17 protein-coding genes and 1 pseudogene are annotated in these 18435 nt (G+C 71.8%); 7 read left to right on the top strand and 11 right to left on the bottom strand.

From position 1 onward, the window contains the following. The first annotated feature begins 216 nt into the window (after positions 1–216). Together AB0M08_RS19705 and AB0M08_RS19700 are read left to right on the top strand one after the other, a co-directional pair. Positions 217–420, top strand: coding sequence for a cold-shock protein (locus AB0M08_RS19705; RefSeq protein ID WP_184995226.1), 204 nt, complete (start codon positions 217–219; stop codon positions 418–420). Between the two features lie 233 nt (positions 421–653). Beyond that, complete coding sequence (locus AB0M08_RS19700; RefSeq protein ID WP_364494920.1) at positions 654–2744, top strand: hypothetical protein; 2091 nt, start codon at positions 654–656, stop codon at positions 2742–2744. Between the two features lie 110 nt (positions 2745–2854). Here the strand turns inward: AB0M08_RS19700 and AB0M08_RS19695 are convergent, their stop codons facing one another. The 3 genes from AB0M08_RS19695 to AB0M08_RS19685 all read right to left on the bottom strand — a co-directional run bounded on the left by AB0M08_RS19695 (position 2855) and on the right by AB0M08_RS19685 (position 6661). After that, complete coding sequence (locus tag AB0M08_RS19695) at positions 2855–4624, bottom strand: hypothetical protein (protein ID WP_364494918.1); 1770 nt, start codon at positions 4622–4624, stop codon at positions 2855–2857. After that, positions 4621–5790: a P-loop NTPase fold protein gene (locus AB0M08_RS19690; protein ID WP_364494915.1), complete on the bottom strand. Its 1170-nt coding sequence runs from the start codon at positions 5788–5790 to the stop codon at positions 4621–4623. Before AB0M08_RS19690 ends, AB0M08_RS19695 begins: the two co-directional genes overlap by 4 nt. A 169-nt stretch (positions 5791–5959) precedes the next feature. Then, entirely contained in the window at positions 5960–6661 is a 702-nt protein-coding gene (locus AB0M08_RS19685; protein ID WP_364494912.1) for a HAMP domain-containing sensor histidine kinase, read from the bottom strand. A 243-nt stretch (positions 6662–6904) separates the two neighbouring features. Between AB0M08_RS19685 and AB0M08_RS19680 the strand changes: the two genes are divergently transcribed. From AB0M08_RS19680 to AB0M08_RS19670, 3 genes are read left to right on the top strand one after another with little or no spacing between them, the layout of a single operon-like run. After that, positions 6905–7099, top strand: coding sequence for a hypothetical protein (locus tag AB0M08_RS19680; protein ID WP_364494911.1), 195 nt, complete (start codon positions 6905–6907; stop codon positions 7097–7099). Beyond that, the gene (locus tag AB0M08_RS19675; RefSeq protein ID WP_364494908.1) at positions 7096–8286 is read left to right on the top strand and encodes a histidine kinase; all 1191 of its coding nucleotides are present in this window, start codon (positions 7096–7098) and stop codon (positions 8284–8286) included. Before AB0M08_RS19680 ends, AB0M08_RS19675 begins: the two co-directional genes overlap by 4 nt. After that, on the top strand, positions 8286–8987 hold the full coding sequence (locus AB0M08_RS19670) for a response regulator transcription factor (protein WP_364494905.1): 702 nt from the start codon (positions 8286–8288) through the stop codon (positions 8985–8987). The genes AB0M08_RS19675 and AB0M08_RS19670 overlap by 1 nt, the downstream gene beginning before the upstream one ends. Here the strand turns inward: AB0M08_RS19670 and AB0M08_RS19665 are convergent. The 8 genes and pseudogenes from AB0M08_RS19665 to AB0M08_RS19630 form a co-directional block, all read right to left on the bottom strand. After that, complete coding sequence (locus AB0M08_RS19665; protein ID WP_364494902.1) at positions 8960–9718, bottom strand: glycerophosphodiester phosphodiesterase family protein; 759 nt, start codon at positions 9716–9718, stop codon at positions 8960–8962. The genes AB0M08_RS19670 and AB0M08_RS19665 overlap by 28 nt on opposite strands. A gap of 112 nt (positions 9719–9830) precedes the next feature. Further along, complete coding sequence (locus AB0M08_RS19660) at positions 9831–10595, bottom strand: MerR family transcriptional regulator (protein WP_364494899.1); 765 nt, start codon at positions 10593–10595, stop codon at positions 9831–9833. 13 nt (positions 10596–10608) lie between these two features. Beyond that, positions 10609–11355: an ABC transporter permease gene (locus AB0M08_RS19655; protein ID WP_364494897.1), complete on the bottom strand. Its 747-nt coding sequence runs from the start codon at positions 11353–11355 to the stop codon at positions 10609–10611. Further along, on the bottom strand, positions 11352–12122 hold the full coding sequence (locus AB0M08_RS19650) for an ATP-binding cassette domain-containing protein (protein WP_364494894.1): 771 nt from the start codon (positions 12120–12122) through the stop codon (positions 11352–11354). Before AB0M08_RS19650 ends, AB0M08_RS19655 begins: the two co-directional genes overlap by 4 nt. A gap of 35 nt (positions 12123–12157) precedes the next feature. After that, positions 12158–13567, bottom strand: a complete 1410-nt coding sequence (locus tag AB0M08_RS19645) for a DUF2079 domain-containing protein (protein WP_364494891.1) — start codon at positions 13565–13567, stop codon at positions 12158–12160. A 55-nt stretch (positions 13568–13622) separates the two neighbouring features. After that, a complete protein-coding gene (locus AB0M08_RS19640; RefSeq protein WP_364495168.1) occupies positions 13623–14477 on the bottom strand; it encodes a HAMP domain-containing protein in 855 nt (284 codons plus the stop codon). Continuing rightward, positions 14478–14597: pseudogene (locus AB0M08_RS19635) on the bottom strand (response regulator transcription factor); the annotation flags it as partial. It abuts the gene before it with no gap. A 53-nt stretch (positions 14598–14650) separates the two neighbouring features. After that, positions 14651–16876, bottom strand: coding sequence for a LamG domain-containing protein (locus AB0M08_RS19630; RefSeq protein WP_364494888.1), 2226 nt, complete (start codon positions 16874–16876; stop codon positions 14651–14653). Positions 16877–16971: 95 nt separating this feature from the next. On the opposite strand from AB0M08_RS19630, the gene AB0M08_RS19625 reads away from it, so the two are divergent. Both AB0M08_RS19625 and AB0M08_RS19620 read left to right on the top strand, forming a co-directional pair. After that, positions 16972–17655, top strand: coding sequence for a signal peptidase I (locus AB0M08_RS19625; RefSeq protein ID WP_364494885.1), 684 nt, complete (start codon positions 16972–16974; stop codon positions 17653–17655). 25 nt (positions 17656–17680) lie between these two features. After that, on the top strand, positions 17681–18346 hold the full coding sequence (locus AB0M08_RS19620; protein ID WP_364494882.1) for a TasA family protein: 666 nt from the start codon (positions 17681–17683) through the stop codon (positions 18344–18346). Positions 18347–18435: the final 89 nt, after the last annotated feature.

Here is an 18435-nt window from a genome sequence, read left to right as displayed (position 1 = left end):
TGAGCCGGCGGCCCGGGCCAGAAAGATCGCTTCCTGCCGGAGCGCGGTACGGTGACCCCGCCAGCACCGTCCGTCAAGCTCGCCCATCCAATGATGTCGATACAGGGACCGAACCGGTGGACACGACGCGGCGACTGGCCGTACACGGGAATCGGGTTTGCGGTTGATTGTGATATCTTTAACCGCGTTATCACAATGATCTTGGCAGGAGAAAAAATGACCACCGGTACCGTGAAGTGGTTCAACGCCGACAAGGGCTTCGGCTTCATCACCCCGGATGACGGTGGCGCGGACGTCTTCGCCCACTTCTCCGCGATCGCGACCAGCGGATATCGGAGCCTGGACGAGAACCAGAAGGTCGAGTTCGACATCACCCAGGGCCAGAAGGGCCCGCAGGCGGAGAACATCCGTCCGCTCTGATCCGACGATGAGCTTCAACGCGGGGCGATGACATCATGCCCCGCGGCGCCGGTCCACTGACCTCGGCGTGGAAGTCTGCGCCGGGACGGGAACGCCAGCCGGATCAGTGACACCGGCACGGCGTTCCGGTCCCGGCTGCTCCGGTTGGCCGTGACGATTCCGGCCTCGCCGATGACGAGGAACGCCGGCCGAGCTCGGGAAAGATGTCGGTGGGTACCGGCATAGTGGCGGGCATGGTCAGCGGAATCCACGACGTCGACTGGGCGTCGATGCAGCACGCCTATGGTCCGGCCGACGACGTCCCGGCGATGCTGGAGGCGCTGCGCTCCCCCGGCGCCGAGGTGCGGGACCGGGCGCTCGGCGACCTCTACAGCTCGGTACACCACCAGGGCGACGTCTATCCGAGCACCACGGCGATCCTGCCGTTCCTGCTCGCGCTCGCCGCCGACCCGGCCACACCTGACCGCGCCGGCATCGTCGGGCTGCTGGTCAGCATCGCCGAGGAGGCGGTCGGGCGCGGCGAGACGGCGTACGAGGGTGCGGACTTCGCCGGTGCCACGGCCTACCTGCGCACACAGGCGGAACGGTTCGTCGAGCTGACCGGCGACGCCTCCTGCCCGGTGCGCACCGCGGCCCTGCCCGCCCTGGGCCTCCTGCTCGACGACGCCGACCGGGCGCTCGGACTGCTCCGCGACCACGGCGGCTGCCTACTCGAGCGCCTCCGGGTCACGGAGACGACGGCCACCCTCGCCCGGCGAATCCCGGCGATCACACCCGCCGCGCGCACCTGGCTCGCCGAACAGGCCGCCGGCTCACCCGTCGGGGAGACCATCGGCGCGCCGGCCGCTGAGCCGGAGTATCGTCTGGCCGCGCTGATCCAGCATGCCCGGTGCGCGCCGGACCGGATCGGCGACGACACCGTGCCGACCGCGACCGCCCTGCTGCGCGAGATCGCCGCCGCCGCTCCGCCCGAGCAGCCCTGGCCGGAGCCACCGCCGGTCCAGCCGCCGGCCGAGGGCGTGCCCCCGTTCGTCGCCGCGGCGTTCGAGCACCTGGACAGGGCGAGCCGGCGCTTCTCTCTGACCACAGACCCTCTGCGTACGCTCCACCGGCTGCTGGATGCCCGCGTCGCCGAGCGCACGGAGCTGCTGGCCGAGCAGCTGAGCAGCCCCGATCCGGGCGTACGCCTGGACGCGATCCGGATGGTGGGCGACCTTATCGGCTCCTTCCGCGGCGACCACGAAGCCCTGATCCGCCGCATCGCCGGGCAGCTCACCGCGGCCGACCCGGAGGTCGCGGCGGAGGCGGCGACGCAGCTGGAGAGGTACCACGTCCTGGCCGGCCCGGCCCGCGACGCCCTGGCCGCCCTAGTCGCCGCGCACGGACCGGACGGGTGGACGTCCCCGGGACGGCACCTGCGCCGCGCACACCAGCGGGCGGTGCTGGCGCTGGCCCGGCTCGGCGACGACCGAGCGCTCCCCAGCCTGCTGCTCGCACTGGACACCGGCGTCGACGCGTACCTCGCCGTCGGCGTGGCGGGCTGCCTGCCACGGTCCGCGAACCTGCTGGTTCCCCGGCTGCACACGGCCGGCCCGCCGGTGAAGCCGTCGGCGGTGCTCGCCGCGCTGGCGAAGCTCGGCGACACCGGCGCGGTGCCGGCGCTCGCCGCGACGCTCGCCGCCGCCGTCGAGCGGCGGGACTGGGACACGGCGAAGTCCGCCCTGGCAACGCTGCGGACACTCGGCCCATCGGCGGCACCCCCGCTCCCGGCGGCCCGGTCCACGCTCCCGGCGGCCCGGTCCGCGCTCCCGGCGGCCCGGTCCGCGCTCCCGGCGATCCGGTCGGCGCTCGCCGTCGACGACGTGTGGACCCGGTCGGCCGCGGTCGCCGCGCTCGCCGCCACCGACGCCGATCACGCCGAGGTTCTGCCGCACGCGCTGGCCCTACTCGGCACCTACGCGGTCCGGGAGGCCGCCGATGTGCTCGGCCGCATCGGCCCGCCCGCGGCCGCGGCACTCCCCCGCCTGCGCGAGCTGATGACGGACCGATACGAGTGGAACCGCGTCCACGCCGCCGCGGCCCTCTGGGACATCACCGGGGACGCTTCCGGCGCCCTCGACGTCCTGCTCGAGGCGTGGCGGGTGAACCCGGTGACCGCCGATCACGTGGTGCCCTGCCTGCGGCGGATGGGCCCGGCCGCCGCACCGGCACTGCCACAGATCCACGCGGAGCTGGCCCGCCCCGAGCGCAATGGCTGGGGCACCCCGGTCGACCGCGACGAGCGGTTGCTGCGCGAACTTCGCGAGGTCGCGAACGGGCTGTGACGTCGATGCAATCGGCGAGGCGACGCGCGGCACGGACGGCGCGGGCCGGGCGGCACCGCGCCCGAGCAGCGCGGACCGGGCCGCGGGCGCATCTGCGGCGTTCGGGCGGCTCAGGCCAGCCAGCGTTCCAGGGCGCGGGCCCGTGCGCTGGTCTGCTCGGTGATCGACGCCAGCACCTGGACGGTGATCCGGTCGAGCTCGTCCGGGGTGTACTCGCCGAGGCGGAGCACGCGCAGGATCCATGCTCGCGCGACGTGGTCGGCGGCCAGGCCCGAGCCGCCCGCGACGACCCCCATCGCGAACGCCGCCACGTTCGGGATCACGGGCTGCGGAAGCCGTGCGCGGACCCGTTCGAGCGCGGCCTCGACCGCCGTGTGGAGAAGCCCGTGGACGGCACCCGGGTGGAAACCGAGCTGGCCCAGCGCCGCCGGGGCGCTGAGCTCGGTGAGCTGCTCGACCTCGGCGGCACGGTCGAGGACCTGGTCGAGGCGATCGGTGAACAGGTCCGGGAGCGTCAGGTCGAGCGCCAGATGACGGATGGGGACACCGTGACGGCGGCAGATCCGCTCCACCCGCATCGACAGGTAGTAGACGAGCGCCTCGGCCAGCGCGCACTCCGCCTCGTACATGCCGAACCTGATGTGGTTCGCCAGCGTGGCCGCCGAGCCGCGCGCCTCCAGCATCTGGGCGGCGACCCGGTCCTTCATCGTGTCCAGCGCCAGCGCCGCCTCGGTCCGGACCACCTCCGCGGTCTCCGGCGCCCCGATCAGGTCGGACACGTCGCGCCGGAAACGAGCGACGGCGGCCCGGTGCTGCCCGTTGCTCACCAGGCCCCGGGCGACGGCGAACGCCGGGTCCTCGTCGTACGCGAGGAGGCAGTGCGGGAAGATCTCGCGGCAGAGGCTGTCGGTGAGCGGCATGCGCGACCCACCGCCGGTGAGCACGATCAGATGCGGACGGCCGTCGCCGAGCAGGTCGGCCACCTCGGTGAGCACCGCGCGGAAGTCCTCGCCCCAGCCGCCGGGCGCCGCCACCAGCTGCGGGATCTCCAGGTCGAGCAGCCAGGTCCACGCGGAGGCGACGATCGGCCGGAAGCGCTCCGCGCACGACTCCCGCAGGCTCATGATCCGCCGGGGTACGCCGGAGAACTGCGCCTCCTTGGCCCATCGGCAGGCGAGGAGCAGGAAGTCCGGGCCGCCGTCGACGTCCAGCGCCTCCATCAGCGCCGCGTCGTGGTGCAGCGCGTCCCGGACCAGCGCGGCGAGCTGCTCGTCGATCCGCCGGCAGCCGAGGCTGGCACCGACCGGCAGGTTCCGCGGCGAGAGGTCCTCGACGATCGTGAAGTCCGTCGTGGACGAGCCGATGTCGATGATCAGGGCCCGTTCGAGCTGCCCTTCGGTACGGCCACGGTCCCGGACGTGCAGCAGGGCCGACTGTGACTCCGGTACCAGCCGCACCGGCAGGTCCAGCGCCGCGAGGTGCCGCCCGTACGCGGCGACGGCCTCGGGCGGCCAGCCCGAGGGGTGCCCGACGAACGCCATGCCCTCCCGGACGACCTCCGGGTGACACTCCCGGAACTCCGCCATCAGGGACTCCGCGAAGACGACGGCGTCCGGCGTACGGGCGGCGAGCACGTCCGGTACCCCTTTGAAGGTGACGCTGAAGTGCGTGGCGTCGCGGCTGATCACCGCCTCGTCGCCGAGCAGGCGGGACCCCGTGCCGGACGGCGGCTGCGCCAGGGCCGTCACGATGCTGCGCTCCCCGGAGCGGGGCCGCGCGTAGATCCGGGTCGGCTCGGAGCGGTCGAGCGGCGCCCAGCCGAGGCAGCTCTCGCCGTCGCCGATGTCCAGCCCGATCGCGTAGCGGGCCTCGGCGTTCACGACGGGTCCCCCGATCCGCCGGTCACCGTCAGGACCTGGGTGACGACCTCGATCTGGGCCTTCGTCGGGATGGCCGGGAACGAGCAGCCGGCCCGGTCGCCCGGGGTGACGGTCAGCAGGAGGTCGGCGAGCGCGGGTTCGGCGGCGGCCAGCTCGACCTCGTCCTGGCGCAGTCCGGCATTGTTCTGGGTGCGGGCGGCCTCGTCGAGGCGTACCCAAACCGCCGGGTTCGCCTGGACCCGGCGGAAGAAGTCGGGGAAACGCATCCGCAGGGCCAGCAGGATCGCCGCCTGCATCAGCCGGTCCCGGCTGGGCCGCGAGTGCAGCCGGAGCGTCGCCGTCGTCAGGTTGAGTGCCGAGACGAAACGGCGTATCCGGCGCGGATTGTCGCCGAAGGCGTCCTCCGCGAGCTGCCACAGCGCCGGGTCGCCGCTGAGCTCCTCGACCACGGAGTCCTGCAATTGCCGGAATACCGCTTCGAAACGCACCTCGGGAAGGTGATAGGGGAAATGAATGAGCTTTTCCAGGTACTCCCGGCCGCGCGCGTGATCGCCGTCGACGCGTTTCGCGGCCGCCGCCGAGATCACGTCGAGATCCATCGCGAGGACGAAGACGCAGGAGGCCTCGCCGAGAAAGAGTTTGAGCGCGTCGAGAACCGCGATGGCGGTGTCGCCGTGGCACCGGTCGAGGTCGTCGACGAACACCACGAGGCGCCCCCGGTCGCCGACGAAGGTCCGCACCAGCTCGGCGAAGTCCGCCTCGAAGTGGTTGATGTGCCGGTAGTTCTCGACGCCCCCGGTCTGCCAGGCGTCCCGCGCCGCCGTCAGGTCGTCGCCGTCGACGAAGCCCGCGGTCAGCGGCCCGGCGGCGTGGCGCAGCAGGAGCCAGGTGGCGGTGCTGCTCAGCCGCCGGGCCTTGGCCACCAGGTCCTGGCGCCGTCCGTCCGGCTCCCCGGCGATCTCGGTGAGGATCGTCTGGATCAGGGCGTGCCAGATCGCCTCCTTGTCGTCGTACTTCCACGGGTTGAAGGCGATCGCGGGGATGCCGCGCCGGTCCAGCATCTCGCGGCAGATGTTCAGGAAGCTGGACTTGCCGGTTCCCCACGGCCCGAAGACACCGACGGTCAGGGGCAGATGAACGGTCGCCTCGATGGCGTCGCAGAGCACGCGGCCATGCGTACCGAATCCGAATTGATCGTCCCCACGCCCGGTGATCGGATTGTCGGTCAAGAGCAAGGGCGGACCAGCGACATCATGCATGAGAGGCTCCGGAGACGTTCCTATCGCCGAGGATACGGCGGTCCGGTGGAGGGTGTTCGCGGAATGCGGGCCGTCGTCAGTCCCGGACAGCCGGGAGGGTGAACCAGAATCGGCTCCCCCCTGCCGGGTTCTCGTCGACGCCGATGTGACCGCCGTGGCGCTCGACGATGCGACGGCAGATGGCCAGGCCGAGGCCGGTCCCCGTGTAGCCGCCGCTGTTCGCGCCGCGGCGGTACGGCTCGAAGACCCCGGCCCGGTCCGCCGCCGGGATGCCGATGCCCCGGTCGGTGACCGCGATCAGCACGGCGCCGTCCGGCATGCCGTGGGCGCCGATCTCGACCTGCGCCGGTACGCCCGGGCGGGTGTACTTGACGGCGTTGCCGATCAGGTTGTCCAGCACGTGCCGCAGCAGAGCAGCGTCGGCGTACACCCGCGGCAGCGCACCGGTCACCGTCACCGAACCCTGGTCGGTTCCGGTCACGTGGTCCGAGATCACGTCGGCGACCATCTCGGCCAGCGAGGTCGGGGCCAGGTCGAGCTCGTGGCCCGCCCGGGCGTACTCGAAAAGGTCCTGGGTCAATCGTGTCATCCGGCGGAGCCCGCGCTCGATGGCGGCGATGTCCCGGGCGAAATCGTCGCCCAGAACGGTCACGTAGTCGGCGCGGAGCATCTCCACGTGGGCGGTGACGCTGGTCAGCGGGCTCCGCAGGTCGTGCGAGGCCATGGCCAGCAGGTCGCGCAGTTCGGTCTCGCGGTCGGCGAACGCGGTCGCGTTCATGAGTCCTCCCGGTGTTCTCGGTCGTGTTCGCCGGCCGTTCTGGTTTCGCCGGACGGATGAATCCTCACCGCTGCGGGCCGGACCGCGCATCGTCCCGCAGCGGTGAGTTGCCGATAAGGTGCCGGACGGCTCTGACCAGCCCATATACCGCTGTGGGATGACACCCGCGACGGTAGGCGGGTCGGGTGAAGTTACCGCCACAGTCGGTCGCCGGGCGGCTCGTCAGGGTAGAACATTAACGACATGACTGACAAAAAATTCCTTTGGGACGAAACGCACCTCGACGTCGCCACGCAGGCCGTCCTGAGCCCGGTCGCCGGGGCGGAACCGGACTGCGCCGGCCCGGCCGACGAGGACGGCACCCGCACCTGCTCCGACAGCGAGAACATCCTCAAGGCCCTCATTCCGAAGAAGACGACGACGAAGCCCCAGAAATGAAGACGCCGACTCGCCGTCACCTGGCCGCGGAGCTGCTGCTGATAGCCGGGGCCTTCACCGTGGACCTGCTCATCTGGTCCGACGACAACGGCCTGGATGGCGGCGGGTCGTCGCCCTCCTGGGTCGTTCCGGTCGGTAGCGCCGCGACCCTGGCGTCATTGTCGCTACGGCATCGATATCCGCCACTGGTGCTCGTCGTGCAATTGGTCTGGGCCTCCGCGGTCGGCTCGCTGTTCGAGGATTACACGCCCACCTTGGGCATCCTCATCGCGCTCCACGCCCTCGCCCGGCAGAGTCCACCGGCCCGGTCGCTGCCGTGGTGGGCAGGGTGCGCGTTGCCCTTTCTCACCTACGCCCTGGGGCTGGACAGCGGGGCGCTGTGGACTGTCACCGGGCTGATCGTTCTCATGCTGGTGGCCGGGGGCGCCTGGCTGCTGGGATACCGTGCCTGGCTCGCCGACCGCTCCTCCGCCGAACGGGAGACGGCCGCCGCGGAGGCGTTGCGGGCCGAGCGGCTGCGGATAGCCCGGGAGCTGCACGACATCGTCGCCCACGCGGTGAGCGTGATGATGATCCAGTCGGCGGGGGCCCGGGCGGTGCTCGCCGTCGACCCGAAGGGCGCCGAGGCCGCCCTCGACGTGGTCCAGGACGTCGGGCGGCAGTCCATGAACGAGCTGCGCCGGCTTCTCGGTCTGCTCCGGTCCGCGGCCGGCGACGGGGACGGCACCTCCGTCGAGCAGCAGCCGGATCTGGACGGGCTGGAGCAGCTGCTCGATCATGCCCGAGGTGCCGGGCTGACCGTATCCAAGCAGGAGCGGGGTATGGCCGGGGCGCTCGACCCCAGTGTGGGGCTGACCGCGTACCGGATCGTGCAGGAGTCACTCACCAACGCCCTCAAGCACGCCGGTCCGGGGACGACCGTCCAGGTGGAGCTGGCCTGGGAGGAACATCGACTGCTTCTTACGGTACGCAACGACGCGCCCCGCCCCGGCCGCCGGACCAGCGGCGCGGCCCAGCTCTCCAGCGGACTGGGGCTACTCGGGCTCCGGGAGCGGGTGCAGACCGTCGGCGGCACCCTGGAGACCGGCCCGACCGCGACCGGCTTCGAGGTCGACGCCGTCCTCCCGGTGGCGGTCCGCCCCGCACCGGCCGCCGTGCCGCCCATCACGGAGAGGGTCGTCGGCTGATGACCACCCTGCTGCTCGTGGACGATCAGGTACTGGTCCGCAGCGGACTGCGGATGATGCTCTCGGTCCATCCGGATCTCGAGGTGATCGGCGAGGCGAGCAACGGCGCCGAGGCCGTCACGCTGGCCCGCGAGCTGACCCCGGACGTGGTGCTGATGGACCTCGACATGCCGGTGATGGACGGCGTCGAGGCGACCGGGCGGCTCACCGCCGACGACTTCACCGCCGATCCCGACTACACGGTGAAGGTGCTGGTCCTGACCGGGCTCGGCGACGACGAGCACGTCTTCTCGGCGTTGCGCGCCGGTGCCTCGGGCTTCGTGCTCAAGGATGCCGCGCCGACCGAGCTGACCGAGGCGATCGGCTGCGTGGCCCGGGGCAACGGGTACCTCGCCCCGGCGGTCACCCCGGGCGTCATCGCCGGCATCGTGACCCGGCCGACGCCCGCCACCGGACCGGTGGCGGGCGTCCTGGACCGGCTCACCGCGCGGGAACGCGAGATCCTCGTCCTGATGGCGCACGGCCTCACCAACGAGGAGATCGCCACCCGGCTGCACCTGGCGATGGCCACGGTGAAGACGCACGTCTGCCGGGTGATCATGCGGCTCGAGGTGCACGACCGCACGCAGGCCGTCGTGGTGGCGTACCAGAACAAGCTCGTCGTCCCCGGTGGTCAGCGCCCCGAGAGGGACAGCGGGTAGTCGGTGATCACGCCGGTCACGCCGAGCCCGACCACGCGATCGCGCTGCGCGGACGTCTGCACGGTATGCGCCCACACCCGCGGGATCCCCGACCCGACGGCCGCCTCGATCCGGGCGTCGGTGGCCCGGTAGTCGATGTCGAGCACGTCCACGTACCCGGCCCACGCGCGCGGATCGTCCCCGGCGAGCTGATCCACGCTCCGCCACAGGTGGGTGAGCAGGCCGGCGTCGTGGATCCGGCGCGCCACCGCCGGATCGTTGGTGTTGACCAGCACGGAATCCCGCAGTTCCCGCTTCTCGATCATCCGGGCGAGCCGCGGCACCTCGGCCGCGTCCTTGGCCTCGACCGTGATGACCGCCTTCCCACCGATCTCGTCGAGGTACGCGGCCAGCGTCGGTGCCGCCTCCACCGGCTGGTCCCCGGTGTCGAGGCGGACCTCCGCCCACTGCGCCCGGGTGAAGCCGGAGACCACCCCGGTGTGGTCCGTGGTCCGGTCGACCCGCCCGTCGTGCATCAGCACCGGCGTCCCGTCCGCGAGCTGCCGCGTGTCCACGTCGAGCACGTCCACGGTCCCGGCGGCGAGCATCGCGTTCGCCCCGGAGATGCTGTTCTCCCGTACGCCGGGCTCACCCGCACCACCGCGGTGCGCGTCCATCACCAGCCCGGGCAGCGCCGCGAAGCTCGCCGCCCCGGTCACCTTCGCGACCGCCCAGGCCCCCGCCCCTATCATGACGGCCCCGGCCGCCACCCCCGCCGCCAGACACCGAACCGCCGACCGTCCCCCGTGCTCGCCCATCGTTCCCCCGCCGACACATGATCAAATCGCTGATCCTATGTGGCGCTCACATGCGCTGCATCCGGGTCCAGCCGTCCCAGCCGCGCTCGCGCATCATCGCGCGCAACCGTCGGGCCCGGTCGTCGGAGGCGTCGGCGAGGTCGTCCAGCAGCGCGAACGACACGTCGTCGCCCTCCTGCTCGGCGAAGTCCCAGCCGCCCGCGGCCTCGGCCTCCTCGGCCAGCTCGACCAGGAGGTCGGCGGCCTCCCGGAGCAGCGGATCGTCCGTGCCCTCGGTCTCCGTCAGCGCCGACAGCACCCGGTAGAGCCGGACGATCCGCGGGTCCTCGAGCTGCGCGAACTTGCCGGGCAGCCATTCCAGGACCTGCTCCGGCCAGCGGGCCGCGACCAGGATCCAGCCGTCCCGCTCGCCGGCGAGCATCCGCTCCGACACGCCCAGCTCCCGCAGCCGGTCCAGGTACGCGACGACCGGCGGCGGGAGCACCAGGCTGTCCCCGGCGGTGAGCTGCGCGACCTGCTTACGACTGGTCTCCAGGCGCTCGATCTCGTCGCGCAGCCGGGTGTCGATCCGCTCGGCCGCCGCGGCGAAGTCGGTCTCGCCGGCCTCCAGCATCCGGGCGATCCGGCCCAGCGGCACGCCCGCGTCGGCGAGCGTACGGATCTTGATGAGCGCCACCACGGCCGGGGCGCCGTACCGCCGGTAGCCCGAGGCGTCCCGGGACGGCTCCGGCAGCAGTCCGATCTGGTGGTAGTGGCGGACGGCCCGCACGGTGACACCGGCGTACCCGGCCAGTTGCCCGATCGTCAGCATGGCCCATCCTGGCTCAGCCGACGCGTCGGCGGTAGGCCAGCCGCGCGAAGACGACAGCGACGACGAGGATGCCGGCGCACCAGGCGAGAGCGATCCAGATGCCCGAGCCGACCGGCTGCCCGGCGAAGAGGGCCCGGAGGCTGTTCACGATCGAGGTGACCGGCTGGTTCTCGGCGAACGCGCGGACCGGCCCGGGCATCGAGCCGGTGGGTACGAACGCCGAGCTGACGAAGGGCAGGAAGACCAGCGGGTAGGCGAACGCGCTGGCACCGTCCACCGAGCTCGCGGCGAGCCCGGGGATGACCGCGAGCCAGGTCAGCGCCAGTGTGAACAGGACCAGGATGCCCGCGACGACGAGCCAGCCCAGCACCCCGGCGCCGCTCCGGAACCCCATGATCAGCGCGACCAGCAGGACCACCACGAGCGAGATCAGGTTCGCCACCACCGAGGTCAGGACGTGCGCCCACAGTACGGCGGAACGCGCGATCGGCATCGACTGGAACCGCTCGAAGATCCCGCTCTGCAGGTCCAGGAAGAGCCGGTACGCGGTGTAGGAGATCCCCGACGCGACCGTGACGATCAGGATGCCGGGCAGCAGATAGTTCACGTACGAACCGGTTCCGGTCCGGATCGCGCCGCCGAGGACGTACACGAAGAGCAGCATCATGGCGATCGGGGTGAGCACCGTGGTGATGATGGTGTCCGGGCTGCGGGCGATGTGCCGCAGCGAACGGCCAAGCAGGACGACGGTGTCGTTCACCGGTCTCCCCCGTTCACCAGCGTGAGGAAGACGTCCTCGAGGGTGGGCTGCTTCTCGACGTACTCGACCTTCGCCGGCGGCAGCAGCTTCCGCAGCTCGTCGAGTGTCCCGTCCACCAGGATCCGCCCCTCGTGCAGGATCGCGATCCGGTCGGCGAGCTGCTCGGCCTCGTCGAGATACTGCGTGGTGAGCAGCACGGTCGTGCCACCCGCGGCGAGCTCCTTGACCGCCCGCCACACGTCGAGCCGCGCCTCCGGATCGAGCCCGGTGGTCGGTTCGTCCAGGAAGATCACCGGCGGCTCGCCGACCAGGCTCATCGCGATGTCCAGCCTGCGGCGCATCCCTCCGGAGTACGTTCCCACGCGCCGCCCGCCGGCCTCACCGAGCCCGAACCGGCGCAGCAGCCCGTCCGCGACCGCACCGGCGTCCCCGAGATGCCGCAGCCGGGCGACCATGACGAGGTTCTCCCGCCCGGTCAGGATCTCGTCCACCGCCGCGAACTGCCCGGTCAGACTGATCGACCGCCGCACCCCGGCCGCGTCCCCGGCGACGTCGAAGCCGTTCACCTCGGCACTCCCGGCATCCGCTTTGAGCAGCGTGGACAGTATCTTCACGAGGGTCGTCTTCCCGGCCCCGTTCGACCCGAGCAGCGCGAAGATGCTGCCCCGCGCCACCTCGATGTCCACCCCCCGCAACACACTCAACTTCTTGAAGGACTTCTCCAGCCCGCGTACGCGTATCGCCGCCGTCCCCGACATCACACTCATGCACGTCAGCATCCGGGGTTGACGCAGCGTCAGGGTCAACCCGCCGCGCTGCGGTAGATGAGGAGGTCTCCGGTCCGGAGCGTGAGCCGGTAGCCGGAGGCCGGTAGGCGCGCAAGGGCGGCGTTCATCGTGGGCCGGGAGGCGATGCTGGTGTCGGGTGGGGTGCTGAGTGCGATCCATTCCGGTCGGACGGTGGCCCGGGGGTAGGTGGGGAAGATGTAGACGGTGCAGCGGGAGGTCAGGTGTGGCGCCAGGCGGTTGTCGGCGGCGACCCGGGCGCCGTCCGGGATCCGGGTGAGTGCCGCGCGTACCTGCTCGGACTGGGCGTCGGGCGTCCAGTCGCCCGGCTCGGTGAAGCCGCGGAACGGCATCGGCTTCAGCATCGTCGCGGCGAGGGCGAGCGCGCACGCGGTGTGGAGCGCCACCCGCGCCCGGCGGGCGGTGGCCCGGGTGGCGAGCGTGTCGAGGAACGCCACGAAGACGATCGGCATCAGGACGGCGCTGTACTGGAAGCCGGTTCCCCAGTACAGGTGGTTCGTCGACCAGAAGCGCCAGGCCAGGGTCGGGAGCGCGACCAGCAGCAGCGGGGACCGTACCGCGAGGGAGAGGGTCGGGGCGAGCAGCCACAGCAGGGTGCGGAACTTGCCGGCGGGCAGGAAGAGGCGGTGCAGGACGTCCTGGCCGTCGGGGGCCGCGCTCGCCGCGTAGAGGTAGACGTGGGCCGGGTTCAGGGCGGGCAGGACGACGCCGACGATGACGGCGCCCGCGCCGATCGCCGTCACGATCATCGCCACGCCCAGGCGCGTGCGGCCGCGCACCGCCACCAGCAGTCCGATGACCGCCACCGTGGCCGGCAGGTCCTCCTTGACCGCGATCAGCGGCAGCGTCCACGCCGCGGCGGCGGTCCAGCGGCGCTCCACCAGCGCGGTCAGGCCGAACGCCAGCAGCGGCACGGCGAAGGCCACCTCGTGGAAGTCGAAGTCGACCGTCGCTTGCAGACCCCAGGACGTTCCGTACGCCACCGCGGCGCTCGCCCCGGCACCCGGACCAGCACCCGGACCGGCTACCCGGGTGGCGAGCCGGGTGATCGGTATCGACGAGACGGCGATCAGCGCGGCCTGGGCGACGAGCAGCGTGATCGGGCCGGGGAAGAGCCGGTACACCGGGGCGAGCAGGATCAGGATCGGGTGGAAGTGGTCGCCGAGCAGGTTGAAGCCGGGTCCCTTGATGGTCGCCTCGGGCGCGCCGAGGTGGGCGTATCCGCGTACCGCCTGCTCGAAGATGCCGAGGTCGTACCCGCTGGTCCGCAGCCGCAGATGCCGGTGGATCGACCAGCAGGCGTAGACGGCGAACAGCGCGGCGGCGAGCGGCCAGGGAGCCACGACGGCGCGCAGGGCGGCGTGTCGTGCCTGCGTACCGGGGTGGCGGAGAGCGGTGACGGACATGCGGCGAGCGTGCCGGGCCGCGGCTGAACCACGACTGAATCAAGCTGAAGATCATTCAGCCGGGCGACGCGGGAGAGACAGCCGGGATCTCAGCCGTCAAGCAGGCACCGTCGTCCGAGTCGGCCAGGTAGAGGCGGCCGCCGTGGCGCACGGCGATGTCACGGGCGATGGCCAGGCCCAGCCCGGCGCCGCCGTGGCCGCGGTCGCGAGCCGCGTCGGCGACGAAACGGCGCTGCCGCTCGGCCGCGTCGGCGAGCCGGTCCAGGGTCGCGTTCATGGTGACGGCCAGCCGGGTGAGCTCGTCCCCGGTCGTCGGCTCGGGCACCCGGCTGCTCATCTCCGCGGCGGTGATCCGGGCCAGCTCGGACCGCATCCTCTCCACCGGTTTCAGCGCCCGGCCGGCGGCCCACCAGGCGATCGCGGCGACGAAGAGCACCGCGACCGGGAGACCGCGCAGCAGCCAGTAGTCGACCGGGGCCACCGCGGTCTCCGCGTCGATCGGCGAGATGAGCATGTAGACGGTCGCCTCGATGTCCGCGGCGTCCTCGCCGCCCGTCGGGTTGACGTTGTAGGTCACCAGGGTGACCTCGCGGCCGTCGTGCGGCGCCCGCTCACCGTCGCGGGCGGGCCGCAGCAGGACCTCGATGTGACCGAACGATGTGTTGCCCTCGTCCGGCTCGGGCGGGGATGTGGGGAAGGTCAGACCACTCTCCCGTACGTACCAGGCCAGCTCGGCCTGGGCCAGCAGCACCGTGCCGTGCCGGTCGACCACCGCGAAGTTGATCCCCATGCCGTAGTAGGGGAACTCGTACGCCTCGTCCCACACCTCGTCCAGGATCTCCACCTTGCTCACCACGGTGCCCGCCCGGCGCGCCAGGCAGGCCAGCACCGCGAACTGCTTGGCGGTCAGCGCGAGGTCGAGCCCGGTGTCCCCGTCATGGGCCACGTCGACGGTGTACCCCTCCGCGACCAGGCCACGGCGCAGGGACTCGGCCAGTTCACGTTCGTCTTCCACCACCAGCAGCCGCACCAGCACATCCTGACAGCACCCACCCGTGCGATCATGAAACTCGTTTCAGCTGGTCAGTAGTTGGCGTAGACGCGCCAGAGGTCGTCCTGGTCGGTGAGCTGCCTGTCGTAGACGGCGAGTTCGTCGAGGGTCCCGGTCAGGTAGGGGTTGGCGGGCGCGGACGGCCAGGTGTTCAGCGGGAGCACGGGTGCGCCGCCCCACCGCCACACCCCGGTCGACGCGGCGGCCGTCGTCACCGTGTTGTTCGAGGTCACCGTCCCGTCCAGCGACAAGCGGAGTCCCCCGGCCGCGATCGTGCCGGAGCCGGTGATCGGTCCCACGCTCGCGGTCACGTGGTGCCAGGCTCCGTCGTCGACGCTCGCGGCGCTGACCACGGTGACCGCGGTGCCGGACTGGAGCACCCCGAAGCGCAGCTTCCCCGCCGCGTCGACGTAGAGGAGCCGGTCGGTGCTCCCCGTGTTCACCAACCCCGCGATCACCCCGCTCTGCCCGGCACCCACCCGGACCAGGCACTCCACGGTGAACGCGCCGGTGGCGGCGCTGACCGCGTACTTGTCGTCGTACCCGTTGCCGGTACCGCCGAAGGCCACCGCCGTCGACCCGGAGTGCCCGGTCTTCGTGCTGCCCTGCAGGCCCCCGGGCGCCTCCGCGGAGAGCCCGGGATTCAGCAGCGCGACGAAGGTCTGCAGCGTGGTCGCCGTGGTGCTCGCCGCGTTGAGCGGGTACCCGTTGTAGATCCGCAGGTCGTCGATCTGCCCGGCCCAGACGTCGGTGATCAGCAGGTTCAGGTTCAGCCGGCCGCTGATCTCGACCGCGGAGGTGCCGCTGGCCGGCGTGTAGGCGAAGGCCACCGGCGTCTGGGCCGTCCCGTCGACGTACATCCGCAAGAGGTTGTTGAAGTCGTCGTGGACCATGATCAGGTGCGTCCACTGGTTCAGCACCGGCGTGGTCACGTCGCCCTGCATCGTCACGGTGGTGAGCACGGTGGTGAACACGCTCGCCACCCAGCGGTTGGCGCTCGCGCTGTACCCGAAGGAGGCGACGCTGCCGAGGCCGGTGTTCGCCGAGAAGTACGTCCGGTCGGCCGAACCGTCGGTCAGGCGTACCCAGGCGGAGAGGGTGAAGCTGCCGGTGCCGAGCTGGGCGTTGGGGCCGGTGAGCCATCCGCTGACGCTCGGGTCGGCCATGGTGAGCGCGTTGCCCTCGCGCCCGGTGGAGAGCGCGGCGCCGCCGGCCGGGCTGATCGCGGCGGACCGGCTGACCGCTCCCGGGGCGCCGGTGCTGGAGGCGACGGTCGTGTACGTCGTACCGGATCCGGTCTCGGTGAAGGCGTAGCGGGCGGTGGGCCGGACGGTGAGCTGGGTGATCTCCGCGGCGGTCAGGGCGCGCCGCCAGGTCCGGACCTCGCCGAGCTGCGCGGTCCCGCCGGTGGTGCCCAGCCAGGAGCCGTCCCGGTACCGTCCCGCGGTCAGCCCGGCGCCGGTGGACGCGCTCGCCGGGACCGTGTGCGCCCTGGAGGACTCCAGCGACCCGTTGACGTAGAGCGACATCGTCGTGGTCGTCTTGTCGAAGACCGCCGCGAGGTGCACCCACGTGTTCGCGGCCACCGCGCTGGTGCCGCGGGCGTGGTCGAACCCGCCGCTCCCGGTGCCCATGGCGAACCCCCAGCAGGTACCGGCGCACCCGGAGGGCTGTTCGGCGTAGATCATCGCGTCGCTGGTCGTCGCGCTCCCGGTCATGCTGAGGACGCCGAACCGGCTCGCCGACGGCACCGTGGACCCGACGTTGAACCAGGACGACATGGTGAAACTGCGATCGGCGCGGAACGGTGAACCGGCCGACGACAGGTAGCTCCCGTTGCCGAGGGTGACCGCGCCGCCCATCGGACCGGCGCCGCCCGCGGTGGCCGTACCCGTGAGGGAGCCGGTGCCGGCCGCCCCGGAGACGTCGCTGAACGAGGTCGCCCCGGCGGTCTCGTCGAAGCGCCACCACAGGGACGGTCCGTTCGTCGCCGGGCCGTAGACGCCCGCGCTGGACGCCATGGTGTCCGCCGCCGCCGACCCGGCCGTCGCCGTCTGCGGCTCCTCCATCCGGTGGTAGAAGACCGGCGCCTTGTCGCTGATCAGCCTGGGCACGCCGGGGAAGCCGGCCGACGCCGCGATCGTCGCCGGGACGGTGACCGTCGAGGTGAAGGTCGCCGACGAGGGCGGCAGCAGGAGTAGGGCGACCAGCCCGGCGGCCACGACCGCCAGGGCGATCCCCCACCGCGTTCGCCCCATGGTTCCCCCGTCGGCGCAACCGTCCGGAAACTGAGCGCTCAGCCGTCCCCGGGCCGCGCCGATGGGACAGGAAGGATGACAGGGAGATGCGCGCCGTGGGCAGGCACTCACAAACCCGGAGAGACCGGTCGCTGGTCCGCTGGTTCCTGATCGAGGTCCGGGACGCGACGATCGCCTGTCTGGTCGGCATGTTCCTGATCGCGGTCTGCCCGGGGCTGATGGGGTGGAAGACCACCGTGGTGGTCTCCGGTTCGATGATGCCCGGCATCCGTCCCGGCGACGTCGTCTCCGCCGCGCCGACCGCGAAGAAGGTCGAGCTCGGCACGATCGTCCTGGTCCACAACCCGGCACGCCCCGACGAGCTGCTCATGCACCGGGTGATCCGCTTCGACGACTCCGGCGCCATGATCACCAAGGGTGACGCGAACGCGTCGGAGGACACCACGCCGGTGCCGAGGGCGAACATGGTCGGCGTCCCGCGCCTCCGGGTGCCGTACATCGGGCTGCCCTATCTCTGGATCACCCAGCGCAACCTCACCCCGGTGATCGCCACCGCCATCATGGTGATCGCCCTCCTCCTCTGGCGCCCGCCGCCCCGCCACAAGGATCACAAGAAGGATCAGAAGCCTTTCCCCGTACGGCCGTCGAGCCGGCCCGCGGGGGCGCACCGCACACCCATCCGCACCGGAGCTGCACTGCTCCGCGACTCGAAGCCCGCCGCCCTTCAACCGAACTGGACCCCCGAAGCCGCCGTCGCGGTTTCCACGGGGGAACGTTGAAGGGGACAGCAGCATGCTCGGATACATGACCAAGGTCGCCCGATCGGCCGGGATGACGGCTCGCCTGGGCCGTGGCGTGGCCACCGTCGCCGGGCTGGGCGTCTGCTCGGCGCTGGTCTGGTCCTCCTCGCACGCGACGTTCACCGCGTCCACCGTCAACAACGGCAACACGCTCGGCGCCGGTACCGTCGCGATCTCCGACAACGACGCCGCGACCGCGATGTTCAACGCGTCGAACCTGGCTCCGGGCGATACCGCGACGGTCTGTATGGGTGTCACGTACACCGGAACGCTCACGCCGACCGCGATCAAGATGTACTTCCCGACCGCACAGGCGCAGGAGAGCCTGGCCGGCGCCGCCTACACCACCTGGGCGGACAGCACCGCGGCGGAGATGGACGACTACACCACGCTGCAGGTCGAGGTGAACAGCGCCGACCTGAGCAGCGACCCCGGCAACAGCTGCGCGCCGGCCAGCGTCGGCACGTTCAGCGACGTCACGGCGGCGGCCAGCATCCGGTCCCTGATCAGCGGGAACAACGCATACGCCACCACCACGCTCAGCGCGCCGGCCATCGGCAAGGACAAGTGGCGCGTCTTCCGGTTCACCTACGCGCTCCCGTCCGGCGTGACCGACTCGGTGCAGGGCGACGGCATCAAGTTCGGCGTCACCTGGGAGGCCCAGCGCTGATCGATCGATGACCCCGGCAGCCGGCGCCCCCGGGAGGAGGGTTGCCCACCCCGGGCCGGGACCCCGGGCCGACGCGGCCGGGGCAAGGG

Origin of the sequence: Actinoplanes sp. NPDC051851 (genome assembly GCF_040681165.1) — a bacterium.
Lineage (GTDB): Bacteria > Actinomycetota > Actinomycetes > Mycobacteriales > Micromonosporaceae > Actinoplanes.
The sequence above is the reverse complement of the archived record's forward strand: the minus strand, read 5'-3'. Positions and strand labels throughout refer to the sequence as shown.